Here is a 17,652-nt window from a genome sequence, read left to right as displayed (position 1 = left end):
TGCTCTCGTGAGGCTGGAGTGATTTTCCAGAATATGAGCTGCAGGAATGCAGATACTAAAAACCGTGGATTATGATCCATTTCTATGATATGGAGGAGGGTATACCGATGACTGTCGCCTCACAAGTCAAGACGTGCGTAGCTTCGCTAAAAAGCGCCCAGGCCAGCCTGGAGCAATTCGCCATGGAAACGCAAAATGAAGAAGCCAAGACCCTGTTTACCAATGCCGCCGAGCAGACTCAGCAGATTGTTCAGCAGGTAGAAGGACGCGTTACCCAGCTTGAAAAGGAAGAACCGCAATACCGGGGCTTCTAGCCCGGGCGGGTTGATTGAAAGAAGGACAGGCTGATCTCGATGCAGCGCATTGTGCTGGGGAGATCAGCCTTTTTGCTGGCGGCGGATGTTATTTTCACACCTTAACTGCATCCACAATCAGGGAGACAAAGCCAAGCCTTCCCTCTGTATTGCGGTGGTCGAAGCGCCTGGAACGGTAGATAAACCCTCCGCCCTCATCCCAGTAGTTATAATGAAACTTCCCGGATTCATCGCAATACTCCAGCAGTTTGACCTCTAAGCCGCCAGCCGTGAACATGCCTCGCAGGGTATTGTAATTATGTACGATGCGGTGGGACGCCGCCGGATGATCCAGGGGACCCGGTCCTCCGACCTGTACAATTTTCTGATAAGCTTCATCCGGAAAATACCCATCCGGCACAGCACAGCGGATATACCCGCCAGATGCCAGATAAGGATAGCAGATTCTTGCCGCCTGTATCCCCTCCTCATACGTCAGATGCTCCCAGACATGCTCCGCAAGGATTGCTTGTATGGAGTTTTTCTTGAACCTGACAGCCCACTGTTCTTCTTGCAAAAGATTAAGCTCCCTCTCCTCCGTATGCAGCCACCCCTGGTTATGCGAACTTCCGCCGCTCCCAATCACAACTCTTAACCGCTCATCCATCGAGATCACCCCTTGTTAGTTACATCCACTATCTGCTATTTATTCTAATCTTCATTGTAAGGATCTGGAATACAGCGATGTTAGAAAGATATGGAGTTATGTGACTTTTAATATAACAAGTATTATTCAGACTGTCATTGATAATAGTTATCATTTAAAATGAGGAGTAGACAGATAACGGAGGGGAATATCGCATCATGCACATCAGCAATCAATTATTACTTTGGGATCAAGCTGCAATTACACTGGTGGATATCCGGCAGAAGGAGTTAGCCCAAGGCGAAGTTCTTCCTCCATTTATAATACCTGCCAATATATTTTTGCTATCGGTACAAGGAAGCGCACAAGTTCAGTCAGACCAGGCTGAATTTGCTTGGACAGGATTTCAACTTTTACATAGCGGCAAAGGGGCCATCCTAAGCATCGTTCCCATAAAAGATAAATTTATTTACTATATCATTTACTACAAAGCCTTGCTCCATGAAGCGAATCCTCTTCAAGAGCAGTATTGCTTTAGCCCTGAGGCTCCGCTTTTACTCTATAACAAAATTCAGCAGATGCATCAGAAATGGGATCAGCCGGAAGAGCGTCTTCATGTAAAAGCACTTTTTTACCAATTCGTTCATCTGACGTTAAAGGAATTGCGCCTGCAAGAGCATGAGACCGAGGTCAGAACAACTTCTGTTGCAGTGCAGGTAATCACTTATATCCGGGAGAATTATGCGGAACCTATTACCTTAGATTCACTTGCGGAAGTGTTCAATTTCAGTGCTTATCACCTGTCATCCTTATTCAAAGAGCATACAGGCGTCAGTCCGATTGATTACTTAATCCGCTACCGGCTTGACCTTGCATCAGAGCTTCTAATGACAACTAATGCTTCAGTCGGGGAGATTGCGGCGAGTGTCGGGTATAAAGACGTGTATTATTTCAGCAGGATTTATAAAAAGCGTAAGGGTGTAGCCCCTGCTTATCATAGAAATAGCGAGCTGCTGCAGCACAAAGTTGCTGAAAGTCCATTAAACTTCCCCACATCCTCTATTTCTGATAATGTTACTGATCTGTATATTAATAATGATAATCATTATCATAATACGGACAAAGGGGAAATACATATGTTTACATCAAAACCAACCAGATCTGTAGCCATGGCTGCAATCCTGCTGTGCGGCTCCCTGCTGCTCAGCGCTTGCTCCAACGGCACGAACACAGCGGCGAAGAATTCAAGCAACGCAAACAATAAAGTTAATCAGGCAACTCCGATTGCCTCAGAAGAAAGTCCGAAGACGCGGATCGTTTCCACGCCAAGAGGAGACATTGAAGTACCCGCAGAGCCGGTAAAAGTCGCGGCAGACCAATATATGGGTCATTTATTGAAGCTGGGCATTGTCCCTATCGGGGCAAGAACATTCATGCTCGACGAAGGCTGGATGGACAAGGCGGAGATTCCACAAGAAACACTCGATACGATCGAAGATTTAGGGGAATTCCCGATGAATCTGGAGAAATTGACCATGCTGGAGCCAGACCTCATTATCGGTTCCATCGAAGATTACGTTGACCAATATGAGAAGATCGGCACCACTGTTTTTCTGCCATACTGGGAAGAGTTGTCAACAGCCGGGCCACTTGATAAATTCAGACGAGTAGCCTCGATATTCGGAAAAGAACAGCAGGCTGAGGATTGGATTGCGGAATACGAACAGAAGGTTGTTGAAGCAAGGTCAAAGGTATCTAACGTCATCAAGGAAGGGGAGACGGTATCCATCGTTCAGTTTGCCGAAAAAACAGTATATGTGTTAGCAGCAACGGGCGGAAATTATGGTTCCTCCACTATCTACGAAATGCTGCAGCTGCCTCCAACAGAAAGTGCCTTACATATGAAAGAGGGGTTCGAATCAATCTCGCTTGAGGTGCTTCCTGAATACTTAGGTGATTATATCTTTGTCTATAATGGCGATGCTGAGATTACGAACCAAGCAATGGAAAGTGATATATGGAAAAGTGTACCTGCTGTGAAGAAGGGCAAAGTATTTTTATACGGGGATAATTATCATGATGAATTCGTCATGGAGGACCCCTATTCTTTGGAGCAGCAGCTGGATACGGTTGTGAACTTGTTACTGGGGACGGATAAATAACCAGAATTGAGAAGACGGCGGTAAAAGAAAAGGCATGGGGCTTTCCCCATGCCTTTTTGCATTCCATTTTGCTTCTTCTGCTAAAATCCCCTACGCCTTACTCCCCGCCAGCTCAGCGCCCTCTATGAATTCGGCAATGCTCAGCTTGCGGCCTGTCCGCGCACTCTCCAGAGCGCCCAGCACCATGGCCATGCTGTAGCGGTTATCGTGGCAATCCGTCTCAGCCGGACGGCCTTCGGCCAGCGAATGGAACATTTCATCGAGACAGCCCTGATGGAAGGTCTCCTCCATCTGTACCTCCGGCGCTTCCACCCGCTCGAATTCATGGAGGAACTGGCCGGAGTGTTCACTCCCGGCACTAATCACCTCGGCATATGGCAGATCCCGGCCATCCCAGACCGCAGCGCCCTTTTCACCTTGAACCCGCCAAGAAGCTTCCCAGGATGTAGGCGCACCTTCCGCACACCAGGAGCCTTGATAGCAGAACACGGAGCCGTCCGACATTTCAAAAATACAGACCGCCGCCGCATTCCCTGCATACCACGATCCCGGCGGATTGAACTCCTGGCAATAGACACTTACCGGATTAGCGCCGCTGATATAGCGGGCCTGATCGAAGGTGTGGATCGCCATATCCAGCAGCAGTGGGCTATCCATCGCATCCCGGAAGCCGCCGAAATGCGGAGCCAGGAAGAAATTCGCGCTGATTGAGCCTGTCCGCCCTATAGCCCCTGAAGTGATCAGCTCCCGCAAAGAGCGGATGCGCGGATCATACCGCCGGTTCTGCATCACCGCATGGCTCCTGCCGGTACGTTCAGCGATGCTAACGATCGAATTGCACTGCTCCATCGTCTCCGCCAGCGGCTTTTCCGCGAACACATGGCAACCAGCCTCAAGCGCACTGCTGGCAATATTGTAATGGCTGGCCGGCACTGTCACATCAAATACCAGATTAGCCGCTGTATCGGCAATCGCCTGTTTCACATCAGTAAATACCGGACAAGTAAGCCCGTGCTTCTCTGCCATGGCCTGAGCGGACTCCCGCCGGATATCCACGAGCGCTACAATCTCTATTTCATCAGTATGCTTCAGTGCATAGGTAATCCACTCATTAGCCATTGCCCCGCAGCCCGCCACAACCACACGATGTCCTGCTGTCATCACTCTTTCCTCCAGTTACACCGGGTTCGGGATGAAGCTGCCGCCCCGGCAGGTTTTGAGATAATTCAGTGCATGAACCTGACCGGTCATCTCCAGATCGTCACGATAGACAGGGTCATGCCAGCCTTCAATATCAATCGTGCCCTTGTATCCAGCTTGACGGAGAATCGAGATCACATCTGTCCAGTTCGTATCCCCGAAGCCCGGCGTCCGGTGCCATACATACGGCTTAGGCCCGTGGATTCCGTATTCCTTAATAATATCCCAAGCAATAGTTGCGTCTTTGCCGTGGACATGGAAGATCTTGTCCGTCCATTTGCGCAGCTGCGGGATCGGGTCAATCAGCTGCACCATCTGGTGGCAGGGCTCCCATTCCAGGCCGAGATTATCGGCATTGACCGCGTTGAACATTTTCTCCCAGGCTGTAGGGTTATGCGCAATATTCCAGTCCCCTGCCTGCCAGTTCCCATCCATCGAGCAATTCTCAAAAGCGATCTTGACTCCGCGCTCCGCCGCCCGCTTCGACAGCTCACCGAACACCTCAGCGAACTTCGGAATCGACTCATCTATAGATACGCCGGGCAGACGTCCGGTGAAGCCGGAGACCAGGTCCGTCCCGAACAAATGGGCATGGTCGATCAGCCGTTCCCAGCTGGCCACCGTATCCGCATTGTCTCCTGTTCCTGTAAGCGGATTCCCGAATATGCCGACTGAAGAAATTGTGAAATCATGCTCTGCAGCCAGTTCACGCACCCGTGCCGCTGTTTCTGCCAAATCAGTAGTTCCTGTAGTCTGCCAAAAGGTTAAGCTGAAGGATTCGAATCCATGCCCTATAATCTGCGGAATGACTCTGACTGCATCCCCGCCCCCAACCAATGTTCCAATTCTTAATGTATCCTGCATCTTGTATGCCACTCCAATATTGGTTTATAGTTAATGCAACATTCCTAGTATATCGCTCATATTGGGCAAAATCTCTACTTATCTTGTGCTAAACTAGCTGAATCTTGCGGGAGTTGAATAAAGATGACCTATCCGAAGGAACTTAAGGAATATCCCAGGCTGGAAGAGAAAACGTATCCGTTCCGTCTATTCTTCAACACCTGCCGGGAGGTATCGCCTGAACAGAACATCCTGTTTCTGCACTGGCATGAGCATTTCGAGATCATTATTATGCGCGAAGGCCAAGCTATTTTTCATGTGGACAGCAAGCCATATGAGGCCGGTCCGGGGGATGTCCTGATGGTGCCGTCTGGCGGGCTTCATGTCGGCTATAGCCTGTGCAGCGGTGACCTGTCGTATGTCTCCATTGTGTTCCATGCCTCGCTGTTCAAGGACCGGAACCAGGATTCCCAGCATGAGCAATTTGTAGCTCCGTACCTCAATAATCTGAATCAGTTCCCGGTTATGCCTGCCGCCCAGCAGCCTGAATGCGCCGCGTATTATCATTTGCTGGAGCGGGTGATTGCCGAAGTGGAGGCGAAGCAGCCGGCTTTTCAGCTTGTGGTAAAGAATCAGCTGCACCTGTTCTTCACCCTGATGTCCCGGGCCTTCCCGGCCCGGCAGCGCAGCGAGCGGGAGCACAGCGAACGCCATTCAATCCACCGGGAGCGCTTCAAGCCGCTGCTGGAACACCTGGAGAACCATGCAGATCAGAAGATGTCGATTGAGGCTGCTGCCAGGTTCGTGAATCTGAACCCTTTTCATTTCTGCAAAACCTTCAAGAAGCTCACCGGGCGGACGTTCATCGACTATGTGAATTTCTGCAGAATGGATGAGGCGCAGCGGCTGTTGCTGGAGACCAATCTGACGATTACCGATATCTCAGGCCGGGTCGGCTGCGACAATCCGAATTACTTCACCAAGCTGTACAAGCAGTACAAGGGTCTAACCCCTTCTCAGGCACGGAAACAGGAGTAAATCCAAGTGTGTGCTCCGGCCGACCATCAGGCTTACATGGCACGCACAGTCCAATTATGGTCGGTTTTCCGACTACATTTGGCCCGCACACCGCTCACAGTCCAATTGTGGTCGGTTTTCCGACTACATTTGGCCCGCACACCGCGCACAGTCCAATTGTGGTCGGTTTTCCGACTACATTTGGCCCGTACACCGCTCACAGTCCAATTGTGATCGGTTTTCCGACTACATTTGGCCCGCACGCCACTCACAGTCCAATTGTGGTCGGTTTTCCGACTACATTTGGCCCGCACACCACTCACAGTCCAATTGTGGTCGGTTTTTCACACACATTTGGCTAACGCCCCATCGCCTCCCTGACATTCAAAAAAACACCGCAGGCCATCAAGCGCCGGCGGTGTTTCCCTGTCTTCCCTTACATCTCTGATATCTGCACCCAGCGCCGCTGTTCAATCGAACGCTCGACCGCTTCAAGCACCGCCTGGCATTTCACGCCATCATTGAAGTTCGGCTCCGGCTGACGGCCTTCCTCAATGGCATTCGACAGCTCCAGCATCTCATGGATGAAGGTATGCTCGAACCCGATGGTGTGGCCCGGTGGCCACCAGGCCTCCGCATAGTCATGGGACGGATCGGTGGCTAGTACCCGGCGGAAGCCCTGCACATCCTCGTCATCCGAGGTCAGATACACCTCCAGCTCATTCATCCGCTCGAAGTCGAACTTCACACTGCCCAGACTGCCGTTGATCTCGAAGGAATTGGTCGAGCGGTGTCCGGCTGCGAAGCGTGTCGCCTCGAAGCTGCCCAGCGCACCGCTGCTGAAGCGGGCCAGGAACAGCGTTGCATCATCCACGGTTACCGGACCGCGCGGCGCATCCTTGCCTGCCTTGGCACTCAGACCAGTCATCTCCGTTGCCAGCGGCCGCTCCTTGACGAAGGTCTCGCTCATCCCGATAACCTCCTCCACATCCCCTACGAGGAAATGGGCCAGGTCAATCAGATGCGCCCCCAGATCACCATGCGATCCCGAGCCTGCAATCTCCTTCTGCAACCTCCAGACCAGCGGGAACTCAGGGTCCAGAATCCAGTCCTGCAGGAACCACGCGCGGAAGTGATAGATTGTGCCCAGCCGGCCGCTCTCGATCAGACGTTTCGCCAGCCGCACCGCCGGGGAGAAACGGTAGTTGAAGCCAATCATATGCGCAATTCCAGCCTTTTCAGCAGCCTCCAGCATCTCGCGGGAATCCTCCAGATTCAGCGCCAGCGGCTTCTCGCAGAAGATATGCTTGCCTGCGGCCGCAGCCGCCAGTGCAATCTCTTTATGGGCATTGCTTGGCGCATTAATATCGACCAGATCAATATCGCTGCGTGCGATCAGCTCCTTCCAGTCAGTCACACTCTCCGACCAGCCAAGCTGTGCTGCCGCCTCTGTAACTGCTTCCTCATTGCGTCCGCAGATGACCGACATATGCGGCTTAACTGCCTTGGGGAAGAACATCGGCAGACTGCGGTAAGCGTTGCTGTGGGCCTTGCCCATGAATTTATAACCTATCATTCCAATGCGTAGCTGTTTCATTTGGTGCCTCCTCACTGAATAGACTACTCGATGTACACGCATACATTTTCTCATTCAGGCCGCGCTTAAGTCAAATCCCTTCTTCCCGGACGTTTAGATCTGGCTTACATAACCACAATTAAAAACGCCCCTATTGCCAACCGGCAGCAAGGGACGTTCCTCGTATATAGCGATATCATTTTCAGTTAACTGCCCATGTTGTAGAACTTAGCAAGCCCGCCTTCCGAAGTTTCACGGTACCTGCTGTTCATATCTAAGCCTGTCTGATACATAGTCTGAACAACCAGATCAAAGGATATTTTACGGGTACCCGATAAGAATTTGGCCAGACTCAGCGCATGGATTGCCCGCATCGCACCGACCGCATTCCGCTCAATGCAAGGGATCTGAACCAGTCCGTTAATCGGATCACAGGTTAACCCCAAGTGGTGCTCCATGGCCACCTCCGCCGCATACTCAATCTGGTCGATCTCCATCCCGGACAGTTCAGCCAGTGCAGCCGCTGCCATAGAGCAAGCCGTGCCCACCTCCGCCTGGCAGCCGCACTGAGCGCCGCTGATCGAGGCGTTATGCTTGACCAGATTGCCAATGAGCCCGCCGACGGCCAGCGCCCGGAGAATCTGTTCGTCCGGGACCTGCAGCTTCTCCTGCATATAACGGAGCGAGGCGGGAACAACACCGCAGGCACCGCAGGTTGGAGCCGTTACGACTGTACCGGCAGCCGCATTCTGTTCATTGACGGCAAAAGCGTACGCGCTGACGATCCGGTTCTCCCGCGTCTCTGGGCTCTCATCCACAGTCCCCTGATGATACAGATATTTCGCCTTGCGCTCGACATTCAGGCCGCCCTCCAGAATACCTGTGACAGACAGTCCTTCGTCGATCGACCGCTTCATCGCTTCCCAGATGCCTTGGAGGAATTCCCAGATCTGTTCGCCTTCATACTGCTCGACGTAATCGCTCAGGCGGATATGATTCGCTTTGCAGAAGGCACTGATCCCGGCAAAGCTGTTCTCCGGGTAGACATCAGGTCCCCGCGTCTCCTCCCGCCCATCAATCACGATCTCCCCGCCGCCGATACTGGCAACACGCATGGAGGCTGTTTGCTGACCGTCTTTGTAAGCGAACAAGTCCATTGTATTGGGATGAGGCAAATCAAAGTCAGGCTGCGGAACAAATTGAACCTCCGTCCGGACGGGAAAGAGTGCCCGAATAATAGCCTTGTCCGTCATATGGCCTTTACCTGTTTTGGCAAGTGAACCATAGATCCGTGCCTTGAACTGGTCTGCGTCTTCATTTTCTGCTTTGAAGATTCCGGCCGCTTTCTCAGGTCCCATGGTATGGGAGCTGGACGGTCCGCTGCCAATCTTAAATAGCTCAGTCAACGATCTCATAGCACCCTTATCCCTTCTCAGTTGTCATTCCTCTGAAAACGTTCCTTAAGCTTCATCAGCCGTTCATGAATCCCCTCTTCATCAATCGCCATGTCAACCAATTGGTGTGTAAGCTGAAGACCCTGATTCTCTACCAAAGCTTGTTTCCACGGGTGCGACACAATCGAATGCGTCAGATGTCTTGTAGAGCGGGGGGCCTGCATGATCAGCTCTGCCAGCTCCCATGCCCGTGGAAGAAGCTGTTCACGAGACAATACCTCACTGACCAGACCGAGGTCCAGTGCCTCCTCTGCAGTAATGTTCATCCCCGTGTATGCATAGTATGCCGCTTTCTTGGTTCCAAGTATCCTTTGAAGTGCCAGGACGATTCCATCTCCGGGCGGAACACCGCCCAGATAATGGGCATCGAAAACGGCCGTGTCTTCCGTACAGATGGTAATATCACAGAGCGTTCCCAATTGCCAGTGTGCACCTGTGCCATTGATCGCCCCAATCGTGGGGATGTCGATGCAATGAACCATATTTTCAATCATCCGGAGTGATTCATGGTACATTTCCAGCTTCCGGCGATTCGGCCAATCCATGAATTTCGTATTCCAGACTTCAGGAGTGCCGGTCTGCCACAGCTCTCCTGTCCCTGTTAGAATCATGACCTCATTCTCAGGATCACGGCCAATATCTGACCATACATGACCATATGCGGCTTGGACCGGCCAGTCGAATTGTAAAGATCCCCCGTCAGTGTGCATGCGCACTTCGAGTATACCGCCGCGGCGGGTCATGAGGAATAAGTCCTTGTACTTCTCCGAGTACTCTTCGAGCCGGGTAGGTCCCGTCATCTTTCTATTGAACATCGTTGCCCATCAGGCGTCCTTGCATTTTCTTCAGCCGCTCCAGCGCTCCTTCTTCATCAATAGCCATATCGTACATCTGGTGGGCAAGCTGGAATCCCTGATCGGCGACCAGAGCCTGCTTCCATGGCCGGGAGATAATGGAGTGAGACAGATGTCTTGTTGAACGCGGTGCCTGCATGATCATCTCCGCCAGCTCCCATGCGCGCGGAAGAAGCTTTTCACGGGGCAGGACTTCACTAACGATACCCAGATCCAGTGCGGTCTGACCATTGATATTCTTGCCGGTGTAGGCGTAGTAGGCTGCTTTCTTGAACCCGATCATGCTCTGCAGTGTGAGCAGCATTCCATCTCCCGGAGGCGTGCCTCCCAGATAATGCGGATCGAAAAAGTCCGCGTCTTCCGTACAAATGGTAATATCGCAGAGCGTTGCAAGCTCACAGTGCGTTCCCGGCCCGTTTACCGCCCCGATGGTCGGAATATCAATGCAGAAGATCAGATTTTCAAGCAGTCTCAGCGATTCATGATACTGTTCGAGCTTCTTTTGCTTCGGCCAGTCCATGAATTTCGTATTCCAGACCTCAGGGTCGCCAATCAGCCATTTATCCCCGGTTCCCGTAATAATCATGACTTCGTTCTCAGGGTCACGGCCAATATCTGACCAGGCATGAGACCAGGCGGTATGAGCTTCCCAATTGTGCGTGTACGAACCTCCACCCGTGTGAAGACGCACTTCAAGGATTCCGTCACGGCGGGTCATTAACAGGAATTCCTTGTATTTCTCCGAGTACTCTTCGAATTTGGTGGGTCCAATCATACGTCTCTCTGTCATTGTAATTCCTCCTAAGTTTGGTTTAGAGCTTAACTGTTACTTTCAAGCCAGTCTATGGCAAAAGCTGCGTAAGCCGCAGCCCCTCTATGAAGCACCTCATCCGAGAACATCGTCTTAGGATGGTGTACAGGGTAACTATAACCTTCTTCGGTATTGCCTGCGTTAAGAAACACCGTGGTACTTGGCACCGCCTGTGAGACAAAGGCGAAGTCTTCCGAGCCCATTAATTTGCCGCCGGGTACCAGCTCAGTGATACCAATATAGGAGCCGGCGCCAAAGGTATTTTCGATTGAAGCCCTCATTTGCTCATTAAGTCCGCCATCCGTCTTCACCTCAGGACAACCCCGCGTATAGATCACTTCCACCTTGGCCTGAAAAGTTTCTCCGATCCCTGCGGTAATTGCGCGGATACGGGTTTCCACTTTATCCCGCAAAGCGGCGTTAAAGGTGCGTACACTGCCCTTCAATCTGGCCGTATCGGGAATCACGTTGTTCGTAGTTCCGCCTTCCATCACGCCAATGGTAAGGACTGCATTATCAATCGGCGAGATTTCCCGGCTAAGGATACCCTGCAGTGCCAGATGAAGATGAGCAGCCACATTCAAAGGGTCTATTGCGGACTCGGGCATAGCGCCATGTGAGCCCCTCCCCCGGATGATGATTTCGAACCAATCCGACGAAGCAGAGATCGCTCCATCTTCCTCAGGTACTACAAATTGTCCCAGAGGCAGCGGCATTCCGGTCAACACGTGAAGCATCATGGCAGCATCCACCTTGGGATTGTCGAGAATCCCGCTTTCGAGCATCATCTGTGCCCCGTGCAGCGTCTCTTCACCCGGCTGGAACATCAGCCTAACTGCCCCGCGAAGCTGCTGTTCGCTCGCCTTCAGAATCTCCGCCGCTCCCAGCAGCATGGAAGTGTGCATGTCATGACCGCAAGCATGCATGTTTCCGCTCAACGATGCGTAAGACAAATCCGTTTCTTCTTGAATCGGCAGCCCGTCCATATCCGCTCGGATCAGAACCACCTTCCCTTCATGCTGTCCGCCAATGGTAACTGTTAGCCCAGATTCCCCGACGAGAGTGGGCTTAAGCCCCATAGACTCCAGTGCCTCTTTCACGTAGGCTGTTGTCTTGGGCAGACTTAGATCAAGCTCTGGAACCGCATGAAGATGATGCCTGTACATGACCATTTTGTCCTGCAGCTGATGAGCCATACTCATTAAGTCTTCAGCTTCTTCACTCACAATGAACATCTCCCAAAACATAAATTAAATGAACGTTAGATTAGAGTGACCATTCCCCCTTTATCATTTTAAGACTTTTTAAGAACACTTTTATCGTACTGGCATTTTCATACCCTGTCAAGAGATATTAAGACATTTTAAGAACATTATTTTGAGAGGCTGCCGGAACATTGTAATATCACATTTATTGTGATATAACTCTTTTGATTGAACTGTTCATGAAAGGAATCTATTATGAAAATCAAGCTGGGTATTATCACGCCAGAGTCCCATATGGATTATTTCCGCGCCATTGAAGAAGAAATGCGGCCCCTATGCCAGTTCCGCTTCCTTACCATCAGCAATTTCCGGGAAACAACGGACATCTATCTCAAAAACCTGGATTCAGTGGATGGATTTGTGATCAGCGGGAGGATGCTTTACGAGGCCATTGACAAGGAATGCCTGGATGACAAGGTACCTGTTCACATTCTGCATGATGATGAGAACCTGCTGTACAGGGAGCTTTTCCGGTTGCTGGTTACAGAACCTGGACTTGATATCTCCCGGATCTATGTGGATTATGCGTATATCATCGAATCCTTCAGCGAATTCCAGCAATACCTGACTCATGAGGGAAAGCCCGTGGACAGCGGAGATCTGTCCGAACGGGTGGAGACCATGCTGGAGAACCATATCAGTCTGTGGGAAGACAAGAAAATAGATCTGTCCATCACGGCCTTCGGCCACTTTGTTCCGGAACTCCAAAAGCACGGCGTCAAATATATCTTAATCCGGCCCACTTTGGAGAGCGTTAAAGAGACCATCAGCGAGATCATCAAAGAGATTACCATCCTCAAGCTTAAGAACCAGCGGGCAGTGGTAGCATGTTTATCGGCCCAATTGGCTGAGCCTGCATCTGAAGAGCAGCTTCAAGAGCTGAAAGTCCTTGTCGGCAGGTTTCTGCGCAGCGTGAATCTGGCAGACACGGCCCAAATCTCAGATGGCTATGTCAGACTGTACACCACCTTCGGCAATTTCATGAGAATCACCTCTAACGCTCATAACTGTTCCCTGCTGGAGTATCTGGAGGAGTGCATACAGGGCAAGGTAAAGATCGGCTGGGGCTCGGGGCATGAATATTTTCAAGCGAACGTCAATGCCACCAAGGCTCACAGACAGGCGGAAGCCTATACGGGCAGCAGCAGCTTTTTTATAGACGAGAATCAGAAGGTTGCCGGCCCCATGCGGAGCATGAATGTCATCCAGTTCTCCGAACAGGGGGACCCGGACATCCTCGCGTTAGCCAAAACCATCGGAATCAACAACATCAATTTGCAGAAAATCATGTCCTACGCAGAAATCATGCGAACCAATAAATTATCCTCTGAGGATGTTGCAGAGTGCCTGTCCATGACCGTCAAAGGTGCAAACCGCATCCTTAACAAAATCGAGGAAAGCAAACAAGTACAAACAGTATTTGAAAAAAGAGACAACAGTAAGGGGCGGCCCAAAAAATACTACGAGCTGTTGTTTCTCGACAATGAAGGGCGCAAATTAAGCGGATGATACGCGGATGACCATTGGTAAAAAGGCATGTTTTCAAAATAGAAAACATGCCTTTTTTGCGCTTTTTACCAAGTTAAATGGCTCCTTGGCTGGAAGACCAGTGCTGCACATGCTGTAAGAATCGCCGCGTGGCAGGTGAAGCATATTTCATCGAGTTGACTGCGATGCCCAGGGAACGGAAGCTCCGCTCCTCCAGCTCAAGCATGGCTACACGCTCATACTGGAACCGGGTGACCAGCTCTGGAAGGATGCTGATGCCCAGGCCTTTTTCCACCATGGCAATAATAGCGTAATCGTCCCCGGCCGAGAACTTGATGTTCGGCTTAATCCCGGCCTTCTCCAGCACCCGCTGCACATCATAATCCGAGCCGGGCTTCGGAATGATGAAGTCCTCGTAGGCGATCTGGGCCAGCGGCATATAAGGGGCCTTACTCAGCGGATGGCCGAGCGGGAGGATCGCCAGCATCCGGTCCTGCTTCAGCGGAATGACCTCGAACCGCTCCCTTGTAGGCAATGAGAGGAAGCCGCAATCAACCACCCCAGCCTCGATCCACTGCTCAATCTCCAGATAACCGCCCTCCATCAGCTTGAACTCAATGTACGGATATTCCTCACGGAACTGCTTGATGATATCCGGCAGCCAATGGACAGAGACACTCGTGAAGGTTCCTATCGTAATCGTCCCCGTCTCCAGACCATGAATATCCGCTACCTGCTGCTTCAGCTGCTCATTCCAGTTCAGAATCTCCCGGATCGGCTGCATCACCTGCTCCCCGTTTACCGTCAGCTTCACGCCTGATCGGCTGCGCACGAGCAGCGGGAACCCGAACTCCTGCTCCAGACTGCTGATCGTATGGCTGATGCCGGATTGGGTAAAGCCCAGCGCCTCCGCTGCCTTCGTAAGACTGCCCAGCTCCACCACTTTCAAGAACACCTCGTACTTAATCAGACTCATGTCCAGCCCCCTCACTTAGCATGACATTTTCTCATGTATCCTATGATAAACATTCAGTTACCTTATGTATTCGAGCGTATTATACTATACTCACTTGAAATAAAGAAGGATGATGACTGAATGAAGCCGCTTAAGGCCGAGCTAATGCTCATTGTAGTAACACTGTTCTGGGGCTCCTCCTACCTGTTCATGAAGCTGGGGCTGGGTACACTGGGAGAATTCAATCTGATCGCACTGCGCTTCGGGCTGGCCTTCATCCTGGCGGGACTGCTGTTCCGCAAACGGCTGCGCAGTGTGGATGCCAGAACCTTGAAATACGGAGCCTTGCTCGGCTTCCTGCTGCTTGGCGTATTCACTTGCATCACCTTCGGGCTGAAGACGACCACGACCTCTAATGCCGGATTCCTGGTTGCGTTGACCGTTGTCTTTGTTCCTATGCTTGAGGTTCTGGTGTTTAGAAAAAAAGTCGCGCCCCCGCAAATCTTCGGCACTGTGCTCGCCATCAGCGGCATCGGGTTGCTTACGCTTAATGGCTCGCTGCAAATCCGGCCCGGTGATCTCCTCTGCATTCTGTCAGCAGTATTCTATGCGGTGCAGATTCTCGTGACGAGCCGGGCGGTTAAGACCTGCGACTCACTGAATATCGGCATTCTACAGCTCGGCTTCGCCGGGGGCTATGCCCTGATTCTATCTGCTATCTTCGAGACGCCTTCGCTACCGTCCACCCTCCCGGGCTGGATCGCGATTCTGGCTCTGGGGATCTTGTGCAGCGCTTGCGGGTTCATCCTGCAGCCGGTTGCCCAGAAGTATACTACACCGACCCGCACTGGTCTGATCTTCGCCCTTGAGCCGGTATTCGCTGCCTTCTTCGGCTACTTGTTCGTACACGAACAGCTTTCGCTCCAGGGCTACACCGGTGCCGCCCTTGTGCTGCTGGGCATTCTGGCCTCTGAGCTGCTGGGCAAGCTGCATATGGTTCCTCCGGCAAGGCTACTGAGGAAGCGGCGGGCGCATCTGTAGCTCTTCTTCTGCTAGATTGAGTGGAAATGGAACAAACATCTTAGACATCCGTCCACTTTTGGGGCATCCTACGAATTCAGGGGCACTAGTGCTCTTCATTTGCTCCTTTCGCCCATATCCCGCGAATTCAGGGGCACTAGTGCTCTTCATTTGCTCCTTTCGCCCACATCCCGCAAATTCAGGGGCACTAGTGCTCTTCATTTGCTCCTTTCGCCCACATCCCGCAAATTCAGGGGCACTATGGACTCTTCATTTGCTCCTTTCGCCCACATCCCGCGAATTCAGGGGCACTAGTGCTCTTCATTCATCTACCTTCAGCCTTGAGCTGGTCCAGCATCCTCCCATGCACCCCCTCACCCGCACATTGTATTCAGTTTTCCACATACATCCGGCTCGCACCCATGGCCCCTCTATATCTCTTATCCCCACCTGAGCGTTCAAAAAGCACAAAAAAAACGTCCCCCTGCCAACCGGCAGTCAGGGACGTTCTTTGTTAGTCTATAACATGTGTCGCCTATAACAGCTATGGCCGATTAATGCCCCATCATCATGGCGGCATCCGTCTGCTGTTCTTCAGGAGAAGGTGCAGCGCCTGCTGTCTTCGGACGGCGCAGAATCAGACTGAGGACCACTCCGGCTACGGCGATGCAGCCCGAGAGGAAGAAGACATCCCCGAAGCCCTGTACGGCAGCGGCAAGCGGATTGCTTCCGGCCGTCATTTTACCCATATGCACCGCAATCTGGCTGGTCAGGTACCCGGTCATGCCGGCAACAGCGAACGATACCACAACCTGCTGGGCAGCGGCGGTAAGCGGGGTAACCCGGTTCACCCATTCACGCGGCGCAGAGTTCAGAACATGGGTGTTGACCGGCATCATCGACAGACCCATTCCCAGGCCCATCATGACCAGAGACAGTATAATAACAGGAAGACTGGTGTCAACTGTAACTCCTGAGAGCAGGAACAGTGCCGTCGATATAATACTGAGACCTACGAACACTAGCGGACGCGCTCCGATCCGGTCGAACAACCGGCCGCCCAGCGGCATCCCTACTCCGGAAGCCAGCGCCTGTGGAAGCAGGATCAGCCCGGTCTCCAGCGGTGTATAATTGCGGATCTGCTGGAGGTACAGCGGAACGAACAGCATGGAGCCGAACAATGCCGCCTGTGTGACCCAGGACAGAATAATCCCGCGCGTAAAGTCCGAGGAACGGAAGACGCGCAGCTCCAGCAGCGGATGCTTTTGCAGCAGTTCAACAATGACAAAGACGATCAACGCGGCTCCCCCAACCGACAAGCCTAGGATAGCCCCGGTTGAGGTCCAGCTCTCTCCGCCGCCCTGATTGACGCCATAAGCCAGCATCGAGAACGCGAGCGGAGCCAGAATGATTCCGAGGATATCGAGGTGGGCTCTTCCCTTTTTCTCGGTCACCGGCAAATACTTAAGGCCAAGAATAATACCCACAATACCGATAGGCAGGTTAATCAGGAAAATCCAGTGCCAGCTCACATACTCCACCAGATAACCTGCGAGGATCGGGCCAAGGGCCGGAGCCAGCAGCATTGGAATACCGAGCATCCCCATGATCGAGCCTCTGCGTTCTGCCGGAGCGAGTCTGAAGACCATCGCCATCCCGATCGGAGCGACCATGCCGCCGCCAAGACCTTGAATGACGCGGAACAAGACAAGCTGCCCCGAAGTCTGAGCTACCGAGCATAACACAGAGCCAAGCACGAACATGGCAATGGTCGTTAGGAATACCTGCTTGGACCCGAACCGGTCGGTCATATAGCCTGCCAGCGGAATTACAGCAGCGAGCGCAAGCGTGTAGCCGGTAATCGCCCATTGAACAGTCTTCAGGTCCGTATCGAAATACTGCACCAGATTCGGAACGGCCACATTGACTGCGGTGCTGTCCAGAATAACCATGATCATGCCGACAATAATCGCCAGCAATGATGGAATTATAGCTCTCAACGAGAACGGCGCCTCTGCGGCGGCGGTGTTACTTGGATTCATAGGTTTTGACATTCTCTTGTCCACTC

The 17,652-nt window shown here is 52.1% G+C and carries 15 protein-coding genes; 5 read left to right on the top strand and 10 right to left on the bottom strand.

The window, feature by feature from the left end; genetic code table 11:
• Positions 1–107: 107 nt before the first annotated feature.
• Positions 108–314, top strand: coding sequence for a DUF1657 domain-containing protein (locus MKY12_RS13495; protein WP_339314073.1), 207 nt, complete (start codon positions 108–110; stop codon positions 312–314).
• Positions 315–408: 94 nt separating this feature from the next.
• Here the strand turns inward: MKY12_RS13495 and MKY12_RS13490 are convergent, their stop codons facing one another.
• Entirely contained in the window at positions 409–960 is a 552-nt protein-coding gene (locus MKY12_RS13490) for an SAM-dependent methyltransferase (RefSeq protein WP_339314072.1), read from the bottom strand.
• A gap of 197 nt (positions 961–1,157) precedes the next feature.
• On the opposite strand from MKY12_RS13490, the gene MKY12_RS13485 reads away from it, so the two are divergent.
• Positions 1,158–3,101: an AraC family transcriptional regulator gene (locus MKY12_RS13485; RefSeq protein WP_339314071.1), complete on the top strand. Its 1,944-nt coding sequence runs from the start codon at positions 1,158–1,160 to the stop codon at positions 3,099–3,101.
• A 90-nt stretch (positions 3,102–3,191) separates the two neighbouring features.
• Here the strand turns inward: MKY12_RS13485 and MKY12_RS13480 are convergent, their stop codons facing one another.
• Both MKY12_RS13480 and MKY12_RS13475 read right to left on the bottom strand, forming a co-directional pair.
• The gene (locus tag MKY12_RS13480) at positions 3,192–4,262 is read right to left on the bottom strand and encodes a Gfo/Idh/MocA family oxidoreductase (RefSeq protein WP_339314070.1); all 1,071 of its coding nucleotides are present in this window, start codon (positions 4,260–4,262) and stop codon (positions 3,192–3,194) included.
• A gap of 15 nt (positions 4,263–4,277) precedes the next feature.
• Positions 4,278–5,165: a sugar phosphate isomerase/epimerase gene (locus MKY12_RS13475; protein WP_339314069.1), complete on the bottom strand. Its 888-nt coding sequence runs from the start codon at positions 5,163–5,165 to the stop codon at positions 4,278–4,280.
• Between the two features lie 123 nt (positions 5,166–5,288).
• Between MKY12_RS13475 and MKY12_RS13470 the strand changes: the two genes are divergently transcribed.
• Positions 5,289–6,182, top strand: a complete 894-nt coding sequence (locus tag MKY12_RS13470; protein WP_339314068.1) for an AraC family transcriptional regulator — start codon at positions 5,289–5,291, stop codon at positions 6,180–6,182.
• A gap of 415 nt (positions 6,183–6,597) precedes the next feature.
• Here the strand turns inward: MKY12_RS13470 and MKY12_RS13465 are convergent, their stop codons facing one another.
• The 5 genes from MKY12_RS13465 to MKY12_RS13445 all read right to left on the bottom strand — a co-directional run bounded on the left by MKY12_RS13465 (position 6,598) and on the right by MKY12_RS13445 (position 12,091).
• Positions 6,598–7,758, bottom strand: coding sequence for a Gfo/Idh/MocA family oxidoreductase (locus MKY12_RS13465; RefSeq protein ID WP_339256440.1), 1,161 nt, complete (start codon positions 7,756–7,758; stop codon positions 6,598–6,600).
• 185 nt (positions 7,759–7,943) lie between these two features.
• Positions 7,944–9,152 (bottom strand): L-serine ammonia-lyase, iron-sulfur-dependent, subunit alpha, encoded by a 1,209-nt coding sequence (locus MKY12_RS13460; protein ID WP_339314067.1) that lies wholly within the window; start codon positions 9,150–9,152, stop codon positions 7,944–7,946.
• A gap of 17 nt (positions 9,153–9,169) precedes the next feature.
• Positions 9,170–10,006, bottom strand: coding sequence for an enoyl-CoA hydratase/isomerase family protein (locus MKY12_RS13455; RefSeq protein WP_339314066.1), 837 nt, complete (start codon positions 10,004–10,006; stop codon positions 9,170–9,172).
• On the bottom strand, positions 9,996–10,835 hold the full coding sequence (locus MKY12_RS13450) for an enoyl-CoA hydratase/isomerase family protein (protein ID WP_339314065.1): 840 nt from the start codon (positions 10,833–10,835) through the stop codon (positions 9,996–9,998). The genes MKY12_RS13455 and MKY12_RS13450 overlap by 11 nt, the downstream gene beginning before the upstream one ends.
• A 29-nt stretch (positions 10,836–10,864) precedes the next feature.
• Entirely contained in the window at positions 10,865–12,091 is a 1,227-nt protein-coding gene (locus MKY12_RS13445; protein ID WP_339314863.1) for a M20 family metallopeptidase, read from the bottom strand.
• A gap of 225 nt (positions 12,092–12,316) precedes the next feature.
• Here MKY12_RS13445 and MKY12_RS13440 point away from each other — a divergent pair, with 225 nt between their 5' ends.
• On the top strand, positions 12,317–13,630 hold the full coding sequence (locus MKY12_RS13440; RefSeq protein WP_339314064.1) for a transcriptional regulator: 1,314 nt from the start codon (positions 12,317–12,319) through the stop codon (positions 13,628–13,630).
• Positions 13,631–13,703: 73 nt separating this feature from the next.
• Here the strand turns inward: MKY12_RS13440 and MKY12_RS13435 are convergent, their stop codons facing one another.
• Entirely contained in the window at positions 13,704–14,585 is an 882-nt protein-coding gene (locus MKY12_RS13435) for a LysR family transcriptional regulator (RefSeq protein WP_339314063.1), read from the bottom strand.
• 120 nt (positions 14,586–14,705) lie between these two features.
• Between MKY12_RS13435 and MKY12_RS13430 the strand changes: the two genes are divergently transcribed.
• On the top strand, positions 14,706–15,605 hold the full coding sequence (locus MKY12_RS13430) for a DMT family transporter (RefSeq protein WP_339256431.1): 900 nt from the start codon (positions 14,706–14,708) through the stop codon (positions 15,603–15,605).
• A 533-nt stretch (positions 15,606–16,138) separates the two neighbouring features.
• Here the strand turns inward: MKY12_RS13430 and MKY12_RS13425 are convergent.
• Positions 16,139–17,626 carry a DHA2 family efflux MFS transporter permease subunit gene (locus MKY12_RS13425; RefSeq protein WP_036728772.1) on the bottom strand — a complete coding sequence of 496 codons (1,488 nt, stop codon included), beginning with the start codon at positions 17,624–17,626 and terminating at the stop codon, positions 16,139–16,141.
• Positions 17,627–17,652: the final 26 nt, after the last annotated feature.

This window comes from Paenibacillus sp. FSL M7-0896 (assembly GCF_037975415.1).
Classification (GTDB): Bacteria; Bacillota; Bacilli; order Paenibacillales; family Paenibacillaceae; genus Paenibacillus_AQ; species Paenibacillus_AQ silagei.
This window is presented reverse-complemented; position numbering and strand designations above follow the sequence as displayed.

Coding starts and splice junctions, on each gene's coding strand:
- MKY12_RS13495 (WP_339314073.1), top strand. CDS start 108: ATGACTGTCGCCTCACAAGTCAAGACGTGCGTAGCTTCGCTAAAAAGC.
- MKY12_RS13490 (WP_339314072.1), bottom strand. CDS start 960: ATGGATGAGCGGTTAAGAGTTGTGATTGGGAGCGGCGGAAGTTCGCAT.
- MKY12_RS13485 (WP_339314071.1), top strand. CDS start 1,158: ATGCACATCAGCAATCAATTATTACTTTGGGATCAAGCTGCAATTACA.
- MKY12_RS13480 (WP_339314070.1), bottom strand. CDS start 4,262: ATGACAGCAGGACATCGTGTGGTTGTGGCGGGCTGCGGGGCAATGGCT.
- MKY12_RS13475 (WP_339314069.1), bottom strand. CDS start 5,165: ATGCAGGATACATTAAGAATTGGAACATTGGTTGGGGGCGGGGATGCA.
- MKY12_RS13470 (WP_339314068.1), top strand. CDS start 5,289: ATGACCTATCCGAAGGAACTTAAGGAATATCCCAGGCTGGAAGAGAAA.
- MKY12_RS13465 (WP_339256440.1), bottom strand. CDS start 7,758: ATGAAACAGCTACGCATTGGAATGATAGGTTATAAATTCATGGGCAAG.
- MKY12_RS13460 (WP_339314067.1), bottom strand. CDS start 9,152: ATGAGATCGTTGACTGAGCTATTTAAGATTGGCAGCGGACCGTCCAGC.
- MKY12_RS13455 (WP_339314066.1), bottom strand. CDS start 10,006: ATGTTCAATAGAAAGATGACGGGACCTACCCGGCTCGAAGAGTACTCG.
- MKY12_RS13450 (WP_339314065.1), bottom strand. CDS start 10,835: ATGACAGAGAGACGTATGATTGGACCCACCAAATTCGAAGAGTACTCG.
- MKY12_RS13445 (WP_339314863.1), bottom strand. CDS start 12,091: ATGTTCATTGTGAGTGAAGAAGCTGAAGACTTAATGAGTATGGCTCAT.
- MKY12_RS13440 (WP_339314064.1), top strand. CDS start 12,317: ATGAAAATCAAGCTGGGTATTATCACGCCAGAGTCCCATATGGATTAT.
- MKY12_RS13435 (WP_339314063.1), bottom strand. CDS start 14,585: ATGAGTCTGATTAAGTACGAGGTGTTCTTGAAAGTGGTGGAGCTGGGC.
- MKY12_RS13430 (WP_339256431.1), top strand. CDS start 14,706: ATGAAGCCGCTTAAGGCCGAGCTAATGCTCATTGTAGTAACACTGTTC.
- MKY12_RS13425 (WP_036728772.1), bottom strand. CDS start 17,626: ATGAATCCAAGTAACACCGCCGCCGCAGAGGCGCCGTTCTCGTTGAGA.